Genomic DNA, 18,349 nt, shown 5'->3' with positions numbered 1-18,349 from the left:
AAGGCTTGCCTTGGACCCTGCCTTCGGCTATCGGAACCCACATCTATGAGCAAAAGCCTGATCATCGTCGAGTCCCCGGCCAAGGTGAAGACCATCAAGAAGTTCCTGGGTCGCAACTATGCCGTGGAAGCCTCCGTGGGCCACGTGCGCGACCTGCCGCCCAAGGCCCTTGGCGTGGACGAGGACACCTTCGAGCCCGAATACCGCGTCATCGGCGGCAAGGAAAAGGTCGTGGAGCGGCTGACCAGCGCCGCGGCCAAGGCCGACAACGTCTACCTCGCGCCGGACCCCGACCGCGAGGGCGAGGCCATTGCCTGGCACGTGGCCGAGCTCATCAAGGACAAGAGCAAGGCCATAAGCCGCATCCAGTTCAACGAGATCACCGCGCGGGCCGTGCGCGAGGCCCTGGAGCACCCCCGCGAGCTGAACCAGGACCTCTTCAACTCCCAGCAGGCCCGGCGCGTGCTCGACCGGCTGGTGGGCTACAAGGTCTCGCCGCTGCTGTGGAAGAAGGTCAAGAGCGGCATTTCCGCCGGGCGCGTGCAGTCCGTGGCCCTCAAGCTCATCGTGGACCGCGAGAAGGAGCGCCTGGCCTTCGTGCCCGAGGAGTACTGGGTGCTGCGGGCCACCCTGGCCGGGGCCGAGCCGCCCGCCTTCGTGGCCGACCTGGCCAAGGTGGCGGGCAAGAAGGCCGAGGTGGGCGACGCCGCCATGGCCCAGGCCGTGGAGGACGAGGCCCGCACGGGGCCCTTCGTGGTGGCCGAGGTCGCCGAGAAGGAGCGCACCCGCCAGCCCGCCCCGCCCTACATCACCTCCACCCTGCAACAGGACGCCAACCGCCGCCTGGGCTACTCGGCCAAGAAGACCATGGGCGCGGCCCAGCGCCTGTACGAGGGCGTGGAGCTGGGCGGCGACCGGGGCCTGACGGCTCTGATCACCTACATGCGTACCGACTCGGTGCGCATTGCCGACGACGCCCGCGACGCGGCGCGCGAGTTCATCATCGGCCGCTTCGGCGAGGACTTCTACCCGCCCAAGGCCCGCCACTTCAAGACCAAGGCCTCGGCCCAGGACGCCCACGAGGCCATCCGCCCCGTGGACGTGGCCATCACCCCCGAAGACGTGCAGGCCGCCCTGCCCGCCGAGCAGTTCCAGCTCTACAAGCTCATCTGGCGGCGCTTCGTGGCCTCGCAGATGGCCGCCGCCCGCTTCTGGGACACCACGGTGGACATCGCTGCGGGCAGCACCCTGTGGCGCGCCAAGGGCGAGCGGATGCTCTTCGCGGGCTTCCTCAGGGTGCTGGGCGGCCAGGACGACGAGCAGGGCCCGGACAACGAGCTGCCGCGCCTGGAAGCGGGCCAGACCCTGACCCTGGCCGACTTCTCCAAGGAGCAGAAGTTCACCCAGCCCCCGCCGCGCTACAGCGAGGCCTCGCTGGTGCGCGAGTTGGAGGAGAAGGGCATCGGCCGCCCCTCGACCTACGCGGCCATCATCTCCACCATCCTGGGCCGCGAGTACGTGGAGCAGGTCAACAAGCGCTTCGCGCCCACGGACCTGGGCGTGGTGGTCAGCGACCTGTTGAGCGAGCACTTCCCCCGGCTGATGGACGTGGGCTTCACGGCGGGCATGGAAGAAGGCCTGGACAAGGTGGCCGACGGCCAGCAGGACTGGATCGGGCTGCTCAAGGAGTTCACCGCCGACTTCTACCCCTCCCTGGAGCAGGCCCGTGTAGGCATGCGCCGGGTCAAGGCCGGGCTGGACACCGGGGTGGCCTGCGAAATCTGCGGCAAGCCCATGGTCATCAAGTTCGGCCGCGCGGGCACCTTCCTGGCCTGCACGGGCTACCCCGACTGCCGCAACACCAAGAACTTCACGCGCAACGAGGAAGGCCGCATCGAGATCGTGGAGGCCGCGCGGGTGGAGCCCGAGAAGGTCGGGCGCGCCTGCCCCGACTGCGGCGGCGACCTGGTGATCAAGAACGCGCGCACGGGCAGCCGCTTCATCGCCTGCAACAACTACCCCGACTGCACCTACGCCGAGCCCTTCTCCACGGGCGTGCCCTGCCCGCAGTGCGGCAAGGGCGAGCTGGTGGAAAAGTCCTCGCGCCGGGGCAAGCTGTTCTTCTCGTGCAGCCGCTACCCCGAGTGCGACTACGCCCTGTGGAACAAGCCGGTGCAGACCCCCTGCTCCGCCTGCGGCTGGCCCATTCTCGAAGAAAAGACCACCAAGACCCGGGGCCGCCACCTGGCCTGCCCCAACAAGGCCTGCCGCCACACCCGGGACCTGGACGAGGAATAGCCCGCCGGGCCCGCCGCCCCGGCCCGGCCCAGGGGGAACGCACGCGTCATGTCCAAGAAGTGGATCACGGCCAAGCTGCCCGAGTTCGTGCGCGACGTGCTGCGCGATTTCTGCCTCGTCAGCCGCGAGCTGGAAGGCGAGTTCCGCCATTTCGACCGCAGCGGCCACGTGGACTTCGCCGTGCTCTCCAACCTGCTCGGCCAGGAGATGAACAAGGGCCTGCTCTGGCACCTCAAGGACACGGCGCACGTGCTCTTCAAGCACGATGACCGCCCCGGCGCCCAGCTCCTGGGCCAGTTCCTGGACTGGAGCGTGGGCTACATCTTCCACGACGCCATGAAGCTGCGCGAGGACGCCTACCAGCAGCAGAACTACGCGCCCTGGTTCCGCAAGCTGCGCGACCAGAGCCCGGGCGGGCGCGGCGCGAGCATCGGCGACGACCTCTACGGCGTGCTGGACCAGACCAACGAAAGCATCCAGCGCGAGGTCAACCGCATCCGCTTCCTGCTCTACACGTGCAGGCGGCTGTTCAACGAATACCTGGCCCTGCACGCGGACAACGAGCTGCTGGCGCGCTTCCTCTTCGCCCAGAACGAGCTGGTGCGCGAGGTCTTCGGCGACGGGTACGGGCGGCTGGTGGAGCGCGTCTACGGCGCCAGGCCCCAGCGCATGTACGTGCTGGCGGCGCGCAGCCTGCGCCGGGGCGGCTGGGCCGAGGAGTCGGCCCGGGCCCTGGCCCTGGCCGAGGCCCTGGCCCCGGGCTGCGCCGAGGTGCTCGAAGAGCGCCTGCGCCTGGCGCCCCGGCCCCAGTAGCCGCGCCCCCGGCGCCCCACTTTCCCGTCTTGCCCCCGCGAGCGTTCTGATAGATGATGGCGTGCCCGGCGCCGCCACCCCTGCGCCCGCACCCCCCCCCACGCGCCACGAGGAGGAACCGCCCCCATGCCCTTTTTGCATTTCAACCGCTGGAAAACGCAGTACCCGCTCCAGAACCAGGAAACCCCCGAGCTGTACCGCGAGAATTTCCCCTATACCAAGATCGGCCGCGTCAACTTCGACGACAGCTTCCTGGTGCCGCGCCCGGCGGACCCGATGTTCATCACCGACACCACCTTCCGCGACGGCCAGCAGGCCCGCCCGCCCTACACCGTGAAGCAGATCGAGACCATCTTCGACATGCTCCACCGCCTGGGCGGCACCTCGGGGCTCATCCGCCAGAGCGAGTTCTTCCTCTACTCCGACAAGGACCGCCGCGCCGTGGAGCGCTGCATGGAGAAGGGCTACAAGTTTCCCGAGATCACCGGCTGGATCAGGGCCAACCAGGCCGACCTGAAGCTCGTCAAGGACATGGGGCTCAAGGAAACCGGGATGCTCACCTCGGTATCCGACTACCACGTGTACCTGAAGCTCAAGAAGGACCGCCAGCAGGCCATGGACGACTACCTGAAGATCGTCGCCACGGCCCTGGACTGGGGCATCATCCCCCGCTGCCACTTCGAGGACGTGACCCGCGCCGACATCTACGGCTTCTGCATCCCCTTCGCGCGCAAGCTGATGGAGATGAGCGAGGAGAGCGGCCTGCCGGTGAAGATCCGCCTGTGCGACACCCTGGGCTTCGGCGTGCCCTACCCCGGCGCGGCCCTGCCGCGCTCGGTGGCCAAGATCGTGCGCGCCTTCACCGACGAGGCCGGGGTGCCCGGGCAGTGGCTGGAATGGCACGGGCACAACGACTTCCACAAGGTGCTGGTCAACGCCTCCACGGCCTGGCTCTACGGCTGCTCCGGGGCCAACGGCACCCTGCTGGGCTTTGGCGAGCGCACGGGCAACGCGCCCATCGAGGCCCTGGTCATCGAGTACATCTCGCTGACCGGCGAGGACGACGCGGCCCACCCCGAGGTCATCTCCGAGATCGCCGAATACTTCTCGCGCGAGCTGGACTACCGCATCCCCGACAACTACCCCTTCGCCGGGCGCGACTTCAACGCCACCAGTGCGGGCATCCATGTGGACGGGCTGATCAAGAACGAGGAAATCTACAATATCTTCGACACCGGGCGCATCCTGGGCCGCCCGGTGCCGATCATCATCACCGACAAGTCGGGCCGCGCGGGCGTGGCCTACTGGATCAACCAGTCCCTGCAACTGCGCGGTGCCGACGCCATCGACAAGCGCCATCCCGCCGTGGGCAAGATCTCCGAGCGCATCAACGAGGCCTACGAGAAGGGCCGCACCACCTCCTTCTCCAACAAGGAGATGAAGGTCCTGGTCAAGCGCTACCTGCCCGAGTTGTTCGTGTCCGAGTTCGACCACCTCAAGAAGGTCGCCCACCAGCTGGCCGCCAAGATCATTACCAAGCTCTCCCAGGACTGCGAGATCAGGAGCCTGTCGTCGGACAAGGTCGAGCGCTGCATGGACGACTTTTTGGACGACTACTCCTTCATCCAGTACATCTACCTCATCGACACCACCGGGCACCTGGTGGCCAGCTCGGTCTGCCACCCCGAGGACGAGCCCAAGTACAAGACCTTCGACCACCAGACGGACTTCTCCACCCGCGACTGGTTCGTGGAACCCATGCGCACGGGCAAGATGCACGTCACGGACTTCTACAAATCGCACTTCACCGGCAAGCTGTGCCTGACCGTGGCCACCCCGGTGGACGACGAGGACCTGAACATCAAGGGCGTACTCGGCGCGGACATCCGCTTCGAGGAACTGCTCAAGCGCCAGGAAGACCTGGAGCTGGACACCGAGGACGAGGACACCCTGCCGCCCAGCGAGGACTAGGGCGGCCCGGAGTCCGCAACGCCCCCACAGCCGGGGCCCGGCCCCGCGCCGGGCCCCGGATTTTTTCATCCCCCCGCCGCCCGGGCACGCGGCGCCCGCCCTCTTCCCCTGGGCGCCATCTTCCGCTACCATGCGCGCCATGCGAGCCATCCGCGCCAGGGAGATCATCATCCACCCCCGCCGTCCGCCCGTGGACGACGGCGCCGTGGTGTTCGACGCCGGGCGGGTGCTGGCCTCGGGCGCGGCGGGCGAAGTGCTGCGCGGCTTCGCCGGGCCCGTGGAGGACCTGGGGCCCGTCACCGTGACCCCGGGGCTCATCAACGCCCATGTGCACCTGGAGCTGTCCCATGTCGCCGGGAACACCACGGGCGGCCAAGGCTTCACCGCCTGGGTGCGCAGCCTGCTGACCAACTCGCTGGTCAAGCTCTCCCAGCTCGCCCTGGACAAGGCCATCGCCCAGATCCAGGCCAGCGGCACCGTGGCCGTCATCGACATCACCTCGCGCAACACGGCCCAGGTGGCCGCCGCCCTGGACGCCGCGAACATCGGCGGGCTGCTGGCCGTGGAATTCTTCGGTTTCGCCAATGCCGGGGCCCTGCGCTGGCCTGTGGACCTGGACGAACTGTCCGGCCCGGCCCGGGAGCGTGTGGCCGCCGCCGGGCACGCCCTGTACTCCACCCACCCCGAGACCCTGGCAGCGGCCAAGGCCTGGTGCACCCGCCACGGGCGGCCCTTCTCCATGCACCTGGCCGAGCACCCCGACGAGACCGAGCAGATGCTCACCGGCAAGGGCGAATTCGCCCGGCTGCTGCGCAAGGCGGGCGTGCTGCCCGAGGACTGGGCGCCCCCCGGCTGCCGCCCCGTGGCCTACGCCGACCGCCTGGGCCTGCTGGACGAGAACACCCTGGCCGTGCACTGCGTGCAGCTCGACCCGGGCGACATCGCCACCCTGGCCGCCCGGGGCGCCTCGGTCTGCCTGTGCCCGCGCAGCAACGAATACATCGCCGTGGGCCGCGCGCCCTGGCAGGCCCTGGACAGCGCCGGGGTGCCCCTGTGCCTGGGCACCGACGGCCTGTCGTCCAACCAGGACCTGAGCCTGTGGAACGAGGCCGCCGCCCTGCTGCGCGCGCCCGGCGGGCCGGGGTTCTTCCAGGTGCTGGAGTGGATGACCCTGAACCCCGCGCGGCTGCTGGGCGCCCAGAGGCTGTACGGAACACTTGAACCCGGCGCGGTTGCAGGGTACAGCATAGTCCCGGACGGAGCGATCCGTGCGGCGTGACCCGGGGCCCGGGGGCCTTTTTCATATCAGACGCGCGTGCCGCCCGGCAGAGGCGGCATTTTTTTGGCCGCCGCCCGGCCCCGCCGCCCCGCGCGCCCGGCCCGGGCGGCCCACCCCCAGCAGCGAGGACACCCCATGCACTGGACCCACAAGGACTTGCTGGACGTCTGCGACCTCTCCACCGGAGACGTGGAGCGGATCTTCGAGACCGCCGACTCCTTCATGGAGATCAACCGGCGCCAGGTGAAGAAGGTCCCGACCCTCAAGGGCAAAAGCGTGGTGCTGTTCTTCGCCGAACCCAGCACGCGCACCAAGACCAGCTTCGATGTGGCCGCCAAGCGCCTGTCGGCGGACACCTTCTCCCTGGCCAAGTCCGGCTCCAGCCTGAGCAAGGGCGAAAGCCTCAAGGACACGGCCTGGACCCTGCAGGCCATGAACCCCGACGCCATCGTGCTGCGCGACTCGCGCTCGGGCGCGGCGCGCTTCATCGCCGAGCGCCTGGACTGCTCGGTGCTCAACGCGGGCGACGGCTGGCACGCCCACCCCACCCAGGCCCTGCTGGACGCCTTCACCCTGCGCCGGGCCTGGGGCGGCGAGTTCGCCGGGCGCACGGTGACCATCCTGGGCGACATCGCCCACAGCCGCGTGGCGCGCTCTAACGTCAACCTGCTGACCCGCCTGGGCGCCACGGTGCGCGTGTGCGGCCCGCGCACCCTGCTGCCCCCGCGCCTGGACACCTGGCCGGTGACCGTGTGCCACGACCTGGGCAGCGGCCTGGACGGCGCCGACGCCGTGATGTGCCTGCGCCTGCAGCTGGAGCGCCAGCAGGACGGCCTGCTGCCCAGCCTGCGCGAATACGCCCAGACCTGGGGCCTGTCGCGCCGGGCCCTGCGCAAGGCCAAGGCCGGGGCCAAGGTGCTGCACCCCGGGCCCATCAACCGCGGCGTGGAAATCGCCTCGGACCTGGCCGACGACCCCGACAGCCTGATCCTGGACCAGGTCGCCTCGGGCGTGGCCGTGCGCATGGCGCTGCTGTTCCTGTTCCTGACCCGCAAAGACTAGGGAGGCCCCCGTGTCCAACGCCGAATTCATCGTCAAGGGCGCCCGCTGGCGGGGCGAGAGCGTGGACGTGCTCGTGGCCCAAGGCCGCATCCTGGAGCTGCGGCCCTCGGGCAACTACATGGACCCCGGCGCGCAGAAGATCCCCGCCGGAGGCGCGCTGCTGCTGCCCGCCCTGACCGACTGCCACGTGCACCTGCGCGAGCCCGGCTTCGAGTACAAGGAGGACATCGTCTCCGGCCTGGGGGCCGCCGCCCAGGGCGGGTTCGCCAACATCATGTGCATGGCCAACACCCGCCCGGTGAACGACGAGGCCGCCGTGACGGAAATGATGCTCGAAAAGGCGCGCCGCGCCTGGAAGAACGGCCCGCGCCTGTTCCCCGTGGCCGCCCTGACGCGCGGCCTGGCCGGGGCCGAGCTGGCCGAGCTGGCCGAACTGCGCCGCGCGGGCTGCGTGGCGGCCTCCAACGACGGGCTGCCCGTGCGCAATTCCGAGCTGTTCCGCCGCGCCGTGGAATACGCCGCCGACGCGGGCCTGATCGTCATCGACCACTGCGAAGACCCCGACATGGCCCCCGGCGCCGGGGTCAACGAGGGCGAGGTCAGCTCGCGCCTGGGCCTCAAGGGCCAGCCCGTGGCCGCCGAGGCCATGCAGGTCGCCCGCGACATCCTGCTGGCCGAATACCTGGGCCTGCCCATCCACATCGCCCACGTCTCCTGCCGCCAGGCCGTGGAACTCCTGGCCTGGGCCAAGGGCCGGGGCGTGCCCGTGACCGCCGAAACCTGCCCGCACTACCTGCTGCTCACCGACGAGGCCGTGGAGAACTACTCCACCGCTGCCAAGGTCAGCCCGCCCCTGCGGACCTTGGACGACGTGCTGGCCGTGCGCCAGGCCCTGCGCGAGGGCGTCATCGACATCCTGGTCACCGACCACGCGCCCCACGCGGCCCACGAAAAGGAGGTGCCCTTCGCCGAGGCGCCCAACGGCATCTCCGGGCTGGACACCGCCCTGGCCCTGACCATGCGCATGGTGGACGAGGGCATTTTGGACCTGGACACCGCCCTGCGCGCCTGGTGCTGGCGCCCGGCGGAGATCTTCGGCCTGCCCGCCTGCACCTTCAAACGCGACGACCCGGCGGATTTCGTGCTCTACGACCCGGGCGCGCCCTGGGAGCTGACCCCCGAGCGGATGCGCTCCAAGGGCAAGAACACGCCCTTCATGGGCCAGACCCTGCCCGGGCGCGTCAACGCCCTGTTCGTCGGCGGGGTGCGAATCGTTTGACGGACCGCCTCCCGTATCATTATAGTGCTCGTCCCTTGACGTGACGCCTGCCAACCGGAGACAAGAATGAGCGACCCCTATAAAGACGCCATATCCATCTGCAAGACCATCATGCGCAACGGCTACGACGCCTACGTGGTCAATGCCAGGATGCAGCGCCTGGTGCAGGACGACAGCGGCACCGTCGAGCTGGACATCGCCACGGACATCGATTTCAAGGGCCTGGACCGGCTCTTCCCGACCATAGAGCGCTCCGACGCGGCCCTGGCCTTCGCCAAGCTGCACGAGGGCAGCGTCCTCTACCGCTTCTACCCCACGGACATCGAGGACGGCTCGCACCCCGAGGAATGCGTGGCGCGCGTCACCCCCCGGCTGCTGCAAAAGCTCCAGGAGCGGGGCGAGGTTTCCCCCAGCCTGACCTGCCCCTACATCCCGGCCACCGAGGACCACTACCAGGGCTTCGACGACCTGGGCTCCGGCGAGGTCAAGCTCTCGGGCATCCCCGACGAAACCCTCAAGCGCGACTACCTGCGCGCCGTACGCGCCATGCGCTTTGCCGCCAACTACCACCTGCCCATCGAGAACAACACCTGGATGGCCATCCTGCGCGGGGCGCGCCGCGTGCTGGACTACGTGTCCGTGTCCGACATCATGGACGAATGGCGCAAGGTCGAGGCCGAGAACATGGCCGACTTCGTGCGCCTGCTCTTCGACTCCATGATCCTGCACGGGCTGGTGCCCGAGGTCGCCGCCCTGTCGCGCGTGCGCCAGCGCCGAAGCGACACCGAGTGGGAAACCGTCTTCGACCGCACCCTGGCCGTGATGCGCCACTACCCCGAAGAGCTGCCCTTCGACTGGCTGGGCACCATGTCCTGCCTGTTCCACGACGTGGGCAAGCTCTACACCGCCGAGTTCTTCGAGGGCGAGTGGACCTTCTACCAGCACCACCGCGTGGGCGCCAAGGTCACGCGCAAGATCTTGAAGCGCCTGCGCTTCTCCTCCGGCGACATCGACCTCATCTGCCACCTGGTGCGCCACCACAGGCGCTTCAGCTACATGCTCACCGACCGGGGCATCCGCCGCTTCAAGGCCCTGGACGAATACCCCCGGCTGATGGAGATCGAACGCGCCAAGGTCAAGGCGCGCGGCGGCAACTACACGGAATTCAACCACAACATGAAGATGCTGGAGCGCACGGACACGCCCGAGGAAATGCTCGAACCGCTGCTCAACGGCAACGAAATCATGGACTTCGCGGGGCTGCAGCCCGGCCCGGCGGTGGGCATCATCCGCGAGGCCCTGCTCAAGGCCCAGGTGGCTGGCGAGGTGGGCTCCATCCCCGACGCCGTGGAATTCGTCATCCGCTACAAGGAGCGCGAGGCCCTGGCCTAGCCCCGGCGCCGCCCGGCCCGGCAACCAGCGCCCCGGGAGCCCGCGCGGCTTCCGGGGCGGCGCGCCCCTCGGCCCCCAGGCCGGAGACCAACATGGTGAACCTCGTCGAACTGACCCTGGCCGAACTGGGGGCCCTGCTCGCGGACCTCGGCCAGCCCGCCTACCGGGCCGAGCAGGTCTGGCAATGGCTGTGGCAGAAGCGCTGCCGCGACGTGGGCGAGATGACCAATCTTTCCAAGGAGCTGCGCACGGCCCTGGCCGACCGCGCGACCATCGCCTGGCCCGAGGTGGCCGATGTCCAGGTCAGCGCCGACACCACGGTCAAGCTGCTGCTGCGCCTGGCCGACGGCGCCCTGGCGGAAACCGTGCTCATCCCCGAGCGCACCCATGTGACCCAGTGCCTGTCCACCCAGGTGGGCTGCCCCATGGCCTGCACCTTCTGCTCCACCGGGCAGATGGGCCTTGTGCGCAACATGACCATGGGCGAAATCCTGGCCCAGCTCCTCGTGGCCCAGCAGTATCTGGCCGACCAGGGCCAGGACCCGGACGAACTGAAGAACCTCGTGTTCATGGGCATGGGCGAGCCGCTGCTGAACCTGGACGAGCTGATGAAAAGCCTCGCCGCCCTGGGCCACGACAAGGGCCTCAACTTTTCCCCGCGCAGGATCACCGTGTCCACGTGCGGCGTGCCCAAGGGACTGGAGGTGCTCGGAGACAGCGGCCTGGCCATGCTCGCCGTCTCGTTGCATGCGCCGACCCAGGAGCTGCGCGCGCGGCTCATGCCCCGCGCCGCGGCCCTGGCGCCCCTGGACGAACTCATGGCCGCCCTGGACCGCTACCCCCTGCGGCCCCGCCAGCGCATCACCTACGAATACATCATGCTGCGCGGCGTGAACGACCAGCCCGAGCACGCGCGCCAGCTCGTGCGCCTGCTGGGCCAGCGCAAGGCCAAGGTCAACCTCATCGCCTTCAACGCGTCACCGGGCGCGGCGTATGCAAGCACCGAGCGCATGGACATCCTGGCCTTCGAGAAGATGCTGCACGTCAAGGGCCTGACGGCCACCATCCGCGGCAGCAAGGGCCAGGACATCGCCGCCGCCTGCGGCCAGCTCAAGGCCGAGCACGACCGCATCACAACCCGTTGCGACAAGGACAACGCACAATGACCAGACCCGACTTCAACCCCGATTTCAGCAAAATGGGCGGGCTCGTGCCCGCCATCGCCCAGGACGCCGACACCGGCGAGGTGCTCATGCTGGCCTACATGAACCAGCAGTCCTGGGACCGGACCCTGGCCACCGGCGAGGCGCACTACTGGTCGCGCAGCCGCCAGAAGCTGTGGCACAAGGGCGGCACCAGCGGCCATGTCCAGAAGGTCAAGGCCATCCGCATCGACTGCGACGACGACACCGTGGTCCTGCTCATCGAACAGGTCGGCGGGGCGGCGTGCCACAAGGGCTACCGCTCCTGCTTCTATCGTGAACTGCGCGGCGGTGACGTCAGCACCTGCTCGCCCCTGGTCTTCGACCCCAAGGAGGTCTACAAATAATGGCCGCTCCCCAGAACAACGGCGCCCTGATCAAGTTCGGCATCCCCAAAGGCTCCCTGCAGGACGCCACCATCGCCCTGCTCGCCCGCGCGGGCTGGAAGATCCGCCAGCACCACCGCAACTACTTCCCCGAGGTCAACGACCCCGAGCTGCGCTGCTCCATGTGCCGCGCGCAGGAAATGTCGCGCTACGTGGCCAGCGGCACCCTCGACCTGGGCCTGACCGGCAAGGACTGGGTCCTGGAAAACGACTCCGACGTGGTAGTCGTCTCCGACCTGATCTACTCCAAGGTCTCCAACCGCCCGGCGCGCTGGGTGCTGGCCGTGGCCGGCGATTCGCCCTACAAGCGCCCCGAAGACCTGGCCGGCAAGAAGATCGCCACCGAGCTGTGCAACTTCACCCGCAACTACTTCGCCAGCGCGGGCATCCCCGTGGAGGTCGAATACTCCTGGGGCGCCACCGAGGCCAAGGTCGTCGAAGGCCTGGCCGACGCCATCGTCGAAGTCACCGAGACCGGCACGACCATCAAGGCCCACGGCCTGCGCATCATCGCCGAACTCATGCAGACCAACACCCAGCTCATCGCCAACAAGGCCGCCTGGAACGACCCGGCCAAGCGCAGGAAGATCGAGCAGATCGACATGCTGCTGCACGGCGCCCTGGACGCCGAATCCCTGGTGGGCCTGAAGATGAACGTGCCCAAGGACCGCATGAAGGACATCCTCGACCACCTGCCCGCCGCCAACTCGCCCACCGTGGCCAACCTCATGGACGACACCTGGCTGTCCGTGGAAATCGTCGTGGCCTCCTCCACCGTGCGCGACCTGATCCCCGCGCTGCGCGAAAAGGGCGCCCAGGCCATCATCGAATACGCCCTGAACAAGGTCATCTAGGGGCACGCGGCCCGGGTGGAAGACCGGAAGAAGGGGGAGCAGGGGCCTTTGTCATTCTTCGCAAGGGCGCCAAAAGCCCCCCGCTCCCCCTCTCCCGGACCCACACCCCCCTCACTCCAAAATGCGCTCTCGGGGGAAAGGCTGGGGGTTTTTCGGGGCTGGAGGATGGGGCTGTGGAGACGGGCGCTCCAGGAACACGAGACAGGGGGGCCCCCTGACCGGGTCTGATCTTAAACCCCCCGGGCCGGATTCCCTTGCGGGAATCCGGCCCGAGGTTTTTGTTCCGGTATTAAGTATCAAATGCACAAACAAATTAAGGGTCGCCCAATTGAATAAATTGGGCAACCCTTAACGTAAATTTTAAAAATACCAATCCAAACCAACAAATGCATTAACAACTAAAAGCAGGGCTAATCTTCTATTGAATCTTCAAGGAGGTCACGAAGCTCTTTCAGTTCTGGTGAATACACGCCAGTGTAGCAGTATATCATCATGTCTCTGAGAACATTAAAAATTGGGACGGAAAGACATACATTTGTCGGCTCTATTGCCGCTGGTCCTTGATCAATCACGACTTGAATTCTATCAAGTCTTACAACGCCTTCTTTCAGTGATGCCGATTTTGGCAGATAAAAAAACTGCCGAAACAACAAAGATTCAATGTAAGGCATCATCTCCATAATAAACCCTTCGCCGTATCCCTCACGACAAATGGTATATATGGGAGCGACAAAAAGAGAGTCCTCCTGAAGATGCTTTTTCCCTTTTTGGCGTAAAATCTTGGTGAATTCTGGAAAGCAGTCTAGTCCATTGGCAACAATTATAGCTGGTCTTTTCTTTGCTCGTTGGACAAGCAGTTCTTCATGAGAGCGAAGATTTAGGTATTTTACAGGTAAACTTCTGTCTCGTTGCCGAAAATCTCCTGGCCTATTGGCATCACGAAGGATGAACTTCACTTCTGTGTGTTCTTCTGGCGAAAGTCTTTCGACATCAAGAATCTGGGGAATAGGCGTGGGCATTGGTGCTGGCACATAGCAAATTTGCCCCAGGCAAAAATCGCTTGGTTTAATGGAGCAAAAAAATTCTTCTTCCGGATAGATTACAGTAAGACTCATTGTGTTTCTATCTTTGCAGAGCCAGAGAAAGAAGGCAACGATTCTGCATCATTAATAAATTGAATAAACTTACTATAACTGTCGGCCTTAAAACGAGACAGCCTTGCATCTTCTTCAGCTAGAAGCTTTTTGCCTTCATCGTATTTTTTACCCATCCTTGATATCAATTCTTTGGCTTTTTGAATTTCATCCTTCGTAAGCGGTCTTTTTTTGATTTCCTTGGGCGCTTCAAATTTTGTCACCCTAGCAAAATCAAGTATATTCCCTTTTTTTGCACCATGCATAGGTTCTGTATCAAAATACACATAGTCAAGAAGCTCCGCAGTATCATCCCCAAAACGTCGAATAGCCCATTGAATTTTCGAAACAACGATAATGTTTAGCTTTTCACCAATTGATGCAGCATCATCGTCATAACATTTAAATATGCTATATTCTTTATCAATGTCGAATTTACTATCAAATGTGTTTTTATTAATATCTCCACGCCTGACCGCTTCGTCTATTCTGCGCATAGCTTCACTACAATATGGTCCATAATAAACGAATGCCCATGGCAAATCAGAATATTTCTCTCCAGTAACCTTTGCATGATAATAATCAAAAAGATACATGAACTTGACAAGACGATTCGTTGTCAAGAAGATATCGCTTTTTGTTGCATACCAAGCTATATATTTTATTATATCTGAATATAACATTTTCACTGCTAGTGTTTTATGGAATTGACAATTGAGAACAAGTCAAAATAGATGCCGACATGGCCTCATTAAACCGATATACCCACGAGAAGTGTCGCGTCAACAGAGACTTAGCCGTTTGTTAATTATATGTCTCTATTAACTGTGATTGTTTTTGTTGTTAATCTCTAATCTGCAATATCCTGAAATCATTATCTCTTTCATCTTTTATCTGCTATTCTGGTTGGCCCGAATCATTGGAAGGACCAGAATTACAATGGCAAAACGACGGAAGCGACCGACACCCTACAGCCTGCTCGCGGAGGCACGAACGGCATCAGTCTATGATCGCGCCACCATGAGTGACGATGCTGCGGACGCCGTCAGCCTTGCGTTCCAGTTCAGTCTTCATCCGCACTAAATCCTTGACAGTGTTTTCTTTTAGCATCCTTTGATGCTACACCACCAAGGGCGAAAATCCAGGTCCCGCATTGTGCGTTTGATACTTAATACCGTTTTGTTCGGCCTGGCAAGGGCGTTCCCATCTCCCGCCCTGCCCCCGCCCCGGCTGGCTACGGCGCTTCGCCGCAGTCAGCCGGGGCGGCGTACGGGGTCCAGGGGCCCTTGGCCCCTGGCGGGGGGGTGCAGGGGGGCAGCGCCCCCCTGCCGGGGTCCGGGGCAGCGCCCCGCCAACCCCGCCGCCCTTCGCCAAACCTTGGCCCTTGCGGGCGGGGGCCGGGGGCCGTATAGTCGCCGGGTCATGGATCTTTTCCGCGCGGATCTGCACATCCACTCGCGGTTTTCGCGGGCCACGAGCAAGGCGCTTTCGCTGCGTCTGCTGGCCGCCTGGGCGCGCATCAAGGGCCTGGACGTGCTGGCCACGGGTGATTTCACGCATCCGGGCTGGCGGGCGGAGATCGGCGAACAGCTCGAGCCCGACGGCTCGGGGCTTCTGGTGCTCAAGGACGCCCGGCGGCTGGAGCGCGAGGTGCCGCTCCTCGACGGCTACCCCCTGCGCGGCCAGACGCGCTTCATGCTCGGCACGGAAATCAGCTCCATCTACAAGCGCGGCGGCAAGACGCGCAAGGTCCACAACCTGGTCTTCATGCCCACGCTGGACATGGCCGACGCCTTCACGCGCAAGCTGGCCCAGGTAGGCAACGTGGAGAGCGACGGGCGGCCCATCCTGGGGCTGGACTCGCGCGATCTGCTGGAGATGGTGCTGGGCATGGGCCCGCAAGCCTTCCTGGTGCCTGCGCACATCTGGACGCCGTGGTTCTCGCTGTTCGGCTCCAAGAGCGGCTTCGACACGGTGGAGGAGTGCTACGGCGACCTGGCGGGCGAGATTTTCGCCATGGAGACGGGCCTGTCGTCGGACCCGGAGATGAACTGGCTGTGGTCGGCCCTGGACCGCTACCGGATGATTTCCAACTCCGACGCGCATTCGGGGGAAAAGCTGGCCCGCGAGGCCAGCCTGTTCAGCGGCGAGGTGTCCTACGGGGGCATCTACCGGGCCCTGCGCGGCGAGGCGCTGGGCCACAAGTTCCTGGGCACGCTGGAGTTCTTCCCCGAGGAAGGCAAGTACCACCTGGACGGGCACCGGGCCTGCGGGGTGGTCATGGAGCCGCGCGAGACGGCCTCGCGCGGGGGGGTCTGCCCCGTGTGCGGCAAGCCGCTGACCGTGGGCGTGCTGCACCGGGTCACGGAGCTGGCCGACCGCGAGGCGCCGGTGCGCCCGCCGGACGCGCCGGGGTTCACGTCGCTGGTTCCCCTGGCCGAGGTGCTGGGCGAGGTGCTGGGCGCCGGGCCGGGCACCAAGAAGGTCCAGGCCTTCTACGGGCGGCTCATCGCGCGCTTCGGCTCCGAGCTGGCGGTGCTCCAGGATGTGCCGGTGGAGGAGCTGACCCGCCTGTCCGCGCCGCTGGGCGAGGGCATCGGGCGCATGCGCCGGGGGCAGGTCTTCAAGCGCCCGGGGTTCGACGGCGAATACGGCGTGATCAGCGTGTTCACGCCCCAGGAGCAGGCCGAGCTGAAGCACGGCAAGGCGCTGTTCAAGCTGCCGGGGGCGCGCTGCCCGGCGCCGCGCCCGGCGGCCAAGGCCCCGGCCCCGGCGCCCGGGGAGCAGGAGCCGCCCTCCCTGGTGGCCCCGCTGCCCCCGCTGTCGCTGCTGCGGGCCACGGCCCCGGGGCCGGACTACAACCCCGCCCAGCGCCGGGCCCTGGAGGCCGGGCCCGGGCCGGTGCTCGTGCTGGCCGGGCCGGGCACGGGCAAGACGGCCACGCTCATGGGCCGCATCCGCCGCCTGCTGGACGGCGGCGAAACCCCGCGCCACCTGCTGGCCCTGACCTTCACCCGCCGCGCGGCGGGCGAGCTGTCGCGCCGCCTGCTGGAGCTGCGCGGCGAATCCCAGGCCCTGCCGCGCGCCGACACCATGCACGCCCTGGCCTACGAATGCTGGACCCAGAGCTACGGCGAGGCGCCGGTGGTGCTCACCGAGGACGGCGCCCGGCGCGTGTTCGCCGAGGCCAATGCGCAGCTCGAGGCCCGCGAGATGCGCGCCCTGTGGCAGCGGCTGAATCTGGCCCGCGAACGCATGGCCGACCCCGGGCCGGACCTGGCCGAGGCCGCCCACGCCTACGCCAAGACCAAGGAATCCTGGAACCTCGCGGACTACACGGACCTTTTGCATTTCTGGCTGGAGCAGATCGAGGCCGACATCTGGCCCAACCCCTACACGCACATCCTGGTGGACGAGGTGCAGGACCTCTCGGCGCTGCAACTGGCGCTGGTCAAGGCCCTGGCCTGCCCGGGCGGCAAGGGCGTGTTCGCCATCGGCGACCCCAACCAGGGCATCTACGGCTTCCGGGGCGCGGCGGGCGATGCCCTGGAACGCATGCGCGGCTGGTGGCCGGACCTGGAAGTGGTCAGCCTGGCGGACAACTACCGCTCGGCCCAGGCCGTGCTCGACGCCGCCGCCGCCCTGGTGCCCGGCGCCCCGCCCCTGACGGCGCGCAACGACCACCCCGCCGAGGTCCGCCTGTTCAGCGCGCCCACCGCCGCCCGCGAGGCCAGCTGGATCGGCGAGCACATCCGCACCCTGCTCGGCGCCACCAGCCACTCCCTGGCCGACGGCGGCGATGCGGGCCAGAGCCTTTCCCCCGGCGACATCGCCGTGCTCGTGCGCGTCAAGGCCCTGGTGCCGGTGCTCAAGTCGACCCTGACCCGCCTGGGGCTGCCGTGCTCGGTGCCCGAGGCCGAGGCCTTCTGGTCCGAGCCGCGCGTGGCGGCCATCCTCGACGCCGCCGGGCACACCTTCGGCATCATCCCGCCCGCCAGGGCCGAGCAGGCCCAGCGCCTGGAGCTGCCCGAGCGCGTGCTCGTGCGCGGGCCCATGGCCCTGCAAGCCTACCTCCAGGGCAACCCGCCCTTCGACCGCATGTTCTGGCAGGGCCCGGAGTTCCTGCAACTCAAACGCTCCTTCGCCGAGTTGGGCGGCTGGCAGGCGCTGCTCAACTGGGTGCACCTGCAAAGCGAGCTGGACATGGTCCGCGACCGGGCCGAAAAGATCCAGATCATGACCCTGCACGCGGCCAAGGGCCTGGAATTCGACACCGTGTTCCTGCCCGCCCTGGAAGACGGCCTGCTGCCCCTGGCGGGCACCGACTTCCTGCTGGGCCAGGGCGAGGCCGCCCTGGACGAGGCCCAGCTGGCCGAGGAACGCCGCCTGCTCTACGTGGGCATGACCCGCGCCAAGACCCGGCTCTGCCTGAGCCACAGCGCCAGCCGCACCCTGCATGGCCGCGAACTGCGCCTGCCGCCCTCGCGCCTGCTGGCCGAACTGCCCCAGGGCGCCCTGACCCGCACCCGGCTCGTGGGCCGCACCGTGCAGCAGGCGCAGCAGCTGGGGCTGCTGGGCGAATAGGCGCGGCGGCGCAGGCGGCGAGCACTGCCGGGAGAGGGGGGAGCAGGGGGCCTTTTCTGGCGCCAAAGGCCCCCTGCTCCCCCCTCTCCCGGACCC

General features: G+C 66.4%; 13 protein-coding genes. 11 read left to right on the top strand and 2 right to left on the bottom strand.

Annotation, left to right across the window (positions count from 1 at the left end):
- Nucleotides 1-45: 45 nt before the first annotated feature.
- From topA to hisG, 10 genes are all read left to right on the top strand, one after another.
- Nucleotides 46-2,298, top strand: a complete 2,253-nt coding sequence (gene topA / locus G495_RS0110230) for a type I DNA topoisomerase (RefSeq protein ID WP_028587743.1) — start codon at nucleotides 46-48, stop codon at nucleotides 2,296-2,298.
- A 48-nt stretch (nucleotides 2,299-2,346) separates the two neighbouring features.
- A complete protein-coding gene (locus tag G495_RS0110225) occupies nucleotides 2,347-3,111 on the top strand; it encodes a hypothetical protein (protein WP_028587742.1) in 765 nt (254 codons plus the stop codon).
- 126 nt (nucleotides 3,112-3,237) lie between these two features.
- Complete coding sequence (locus tag G495_RS0110220; protein WP_028587741.1) at nucleotides 3,238-5,082, top strand: triose-phosphate isomerase; 1,845 nt, start codon at nucleotides 3,238-3,240, stop codon at nucleotides 5,080-5,082.
- Between the two features lie 130 nt (nucleotides 5,083-5,212).
- Nucleotides 5,213-6,361, top strand: coding sequence for an amidohydrolase family protein (locus G495_RS0110215; protein ID WP_028587740.1), 1,149 nt, complete (start codon nucleotides 5,213-5,215; stop codon nucleotides 6,359-6,361).
- Nucleotides 6,362-6,496: 135 nt separating this feature from the next.
- Entirely contained in the window at nucleotides 6,497-7,423 is a 927-nt protein-coding gene (locus G495_RS0110210) for an aspartate carbamoyltransferase catalytic subunit (RefSeq protein ID WP_028587739.1), read from the top strand.
- Nucleotides 7,424-7,433: 10 nt separating this feature from the next.
- Complete coding sequence (locus tag G495_RS0110205) at nucleotides 7,434-8,702, top strand: dihydroorotase (protein ID WP_028587738.1); 1,269 nt, start codon at nucleotides 7,434-7,436, stop codon at nucleotides 8,700-8,702.
- 66 nt (nucleotides 8,703-8,768) lie between these two features.
- Nucleotides 8,769-10,094 (top strand): HD domain-containing protein, encoded by a 1,326-nt coding sequence (locus G495_RS0110200; RefSeq protein WP_028587737.1) that lies wholly within the window; start codon nucleotides 8,769-8,771, stop codon nucleotides 10,092-10,094.
- Nucleotides 10,095-10,186: 92 nt separating this feature from the next.
- Nucleotides 10,187-11,260, top strand: coding sequence for a dual-specificity RNA methyltransferase RlmN (gene rlmN / locus G495_RS0110195; protein ID WP_028587736.1), 1,074 nt, complete (start codon nucleotides 10,187-10,189; stop codon nucleotides 11,258-11,260).
- On the top strand, nucleotides 11,257-11,643 hold the full coding sequence (gene hisI, locus G495_RS0110190; RefSeq protein ID WP_028587735.1) for a phosphoribosyl-AMP cyclohydrolase: 387 nt from the start codon (nucleotides 11,257-11,259) through the stop codon (nucleotides 11,641-11,643). Before rlmN ends, hisI begins: the two co-directional genes overlap by 4 nt.
- Complete coding sequence (hisG, locus tag G495_RS0110185) at nucleotides 11,643-12,536, top strand: ATP phosphoribosyltransferase (RefSeq protein ID WP_028587734.1); 894 nt, start codon at nucleotides 11,643-11,645, stop codon at nucleotides 12,534-12,536. Before hisI ends, hisG begins: the two co-directional genes overlap by 1 nt.
- Nucleotides 12,537-12,946: 410 nt before the next feature.
- Here the strand turns inward: hisG and G495_RS21740 are convergent, their stop codons facing one another.
- Nucleotides 12,947-13,651: a hypothetical protein gene (locus tag G495_RS21740; protein ID WP_156939671.1), complete on the bottom strand. Its 705-nt coding sequence runs from the start codon at nucleotides 13,649-13,651 to the stop codon at nucleotides 12,947-12,949.
- The gene (locus G495_RS21070; RefSeq protein ID WP_169734374.1) at nucleotides 13,648-14,265 is read right to left on the bottom strand and encodes a type II toxin-antitoxin system antitoxin SocA domain-containing protein; all 618 of its coding nucleotides are present in this window, start codon (nucleotides 14,263-14,265) and stop codon (nucleotides 13,648-13,650) included. The genes G495_RS21740 and G495_RS21070 overlap by 4 nt, the downstream gene beginning before the upstream one ends.
- Nucleotides 14,266-15,091: 826 nt before the next feature.
- Between G495_RS21070 and G495_RS0110180 the strand changes: the two genes are divergently transcribed.
- Nucleotides 15,092-18,253, top strand: coding sequence for a UvrD-helicase domain-containing protein (locus G495_RS0110180; protein WP_028587733.1), 3,162 nt, complete (start codon nucleotides 15,092-15,094; stop codon nucleotides 18,251-18,253).
- Nucleotides 18,254-18,349 lie beyond the last annotated feature (96 nt).

Source organism: Desulfocurvus vexinensis DSM 17965, from assembly GCF_000519125.1.
Lineage (GTDB): Bacteria > Desulfobacterota > Desulfovibrionia > Desulfovibrionales > Desulfovibrionaceae > Desulfocurvus > Desulfocurvus vexinensis.
This window is presented reverse-complemented; position numbering and strand designations above follow the sequence as displayed.

Coding starts and splice junctions, on each gene's coding strand:
- G495_RS0110225 (WP_028587742.1), top strand. CDS start 2,347: ATGTCCAAGAAGTGGATCACGGCCAAGCTGCCCGAGTTCGTGCGCGAC.
- hisI (WP_028587735.1), top strand. CDS start 11,257: ATGACCAGACCCGACTTCAACCCCGATTTCAGCAAAATGGGCGGGCTC.
- G495_RS0110180 (WP_028587733.1), top strand. CDS start 15,092: ATGGATCTTTTCCGCGCGGATCTGCACATCCACTCGCGGTTTTCGCGG.
- G495_RS0110220 (WP_028587741.1), top strand. CDS start 3,238: ATGCCCTTTTTGCATTTCAACCGCTGGAAAACGCAGTACCCGCTCCAG.
- G495_RS21070 (WP_169734374.1), bottom strand. CDS start 14,265: ATGTATCTTTTTGATTATTATCATGCAAAGGTTACTGGAGAGAAATAT.
- rlmN (WP_028587736.1), top strand. CDS start 10,187: ATGGTGAACCTCGTCGAACTGACCCTGGCCGAACTGGGGGCCCTGCTC.
- topA (WP_028587743.1), top strand. CDS start 46: ATGAGCAAAAGCCTGATCATCGTCGAGTCCCCGGCCAAGGTGAAGACC.
- G495_RS0110200 (WP_028587737.1), top strand. CDS start 8,769: ATGAGCGACCCCTATAAAGACGCCATATCCATCTGCAAGACCATCATG.
- hisG (WP_028587734.1), top strand. CDS start 11,643: ATGGCCGCTCCCCAGAACAACGGCGCCCTGATCAAGTTCGGCATCCCC.
- G495_RS0110210 (WP_028587739.1), top strand. CDS start 6,497: ATGCACTGGACCCACAAGGACTTGCTGGACGTCTGCGACCTCTCCACC.
- G495_RS21740 (WP_156939671.1), bottom strand. CDS start 13,651: ATGAGTCTTACTGTAATCTATCCGGAAGAAGAATTTTTTTGCTCCATT.
- G495_RS0110215 (WP_028587740.1), top strand. CDS start 5,213: ATGCGCGCCATGCGAGCCATCCGCGCCAGGGAGATCATCATCCACCCC.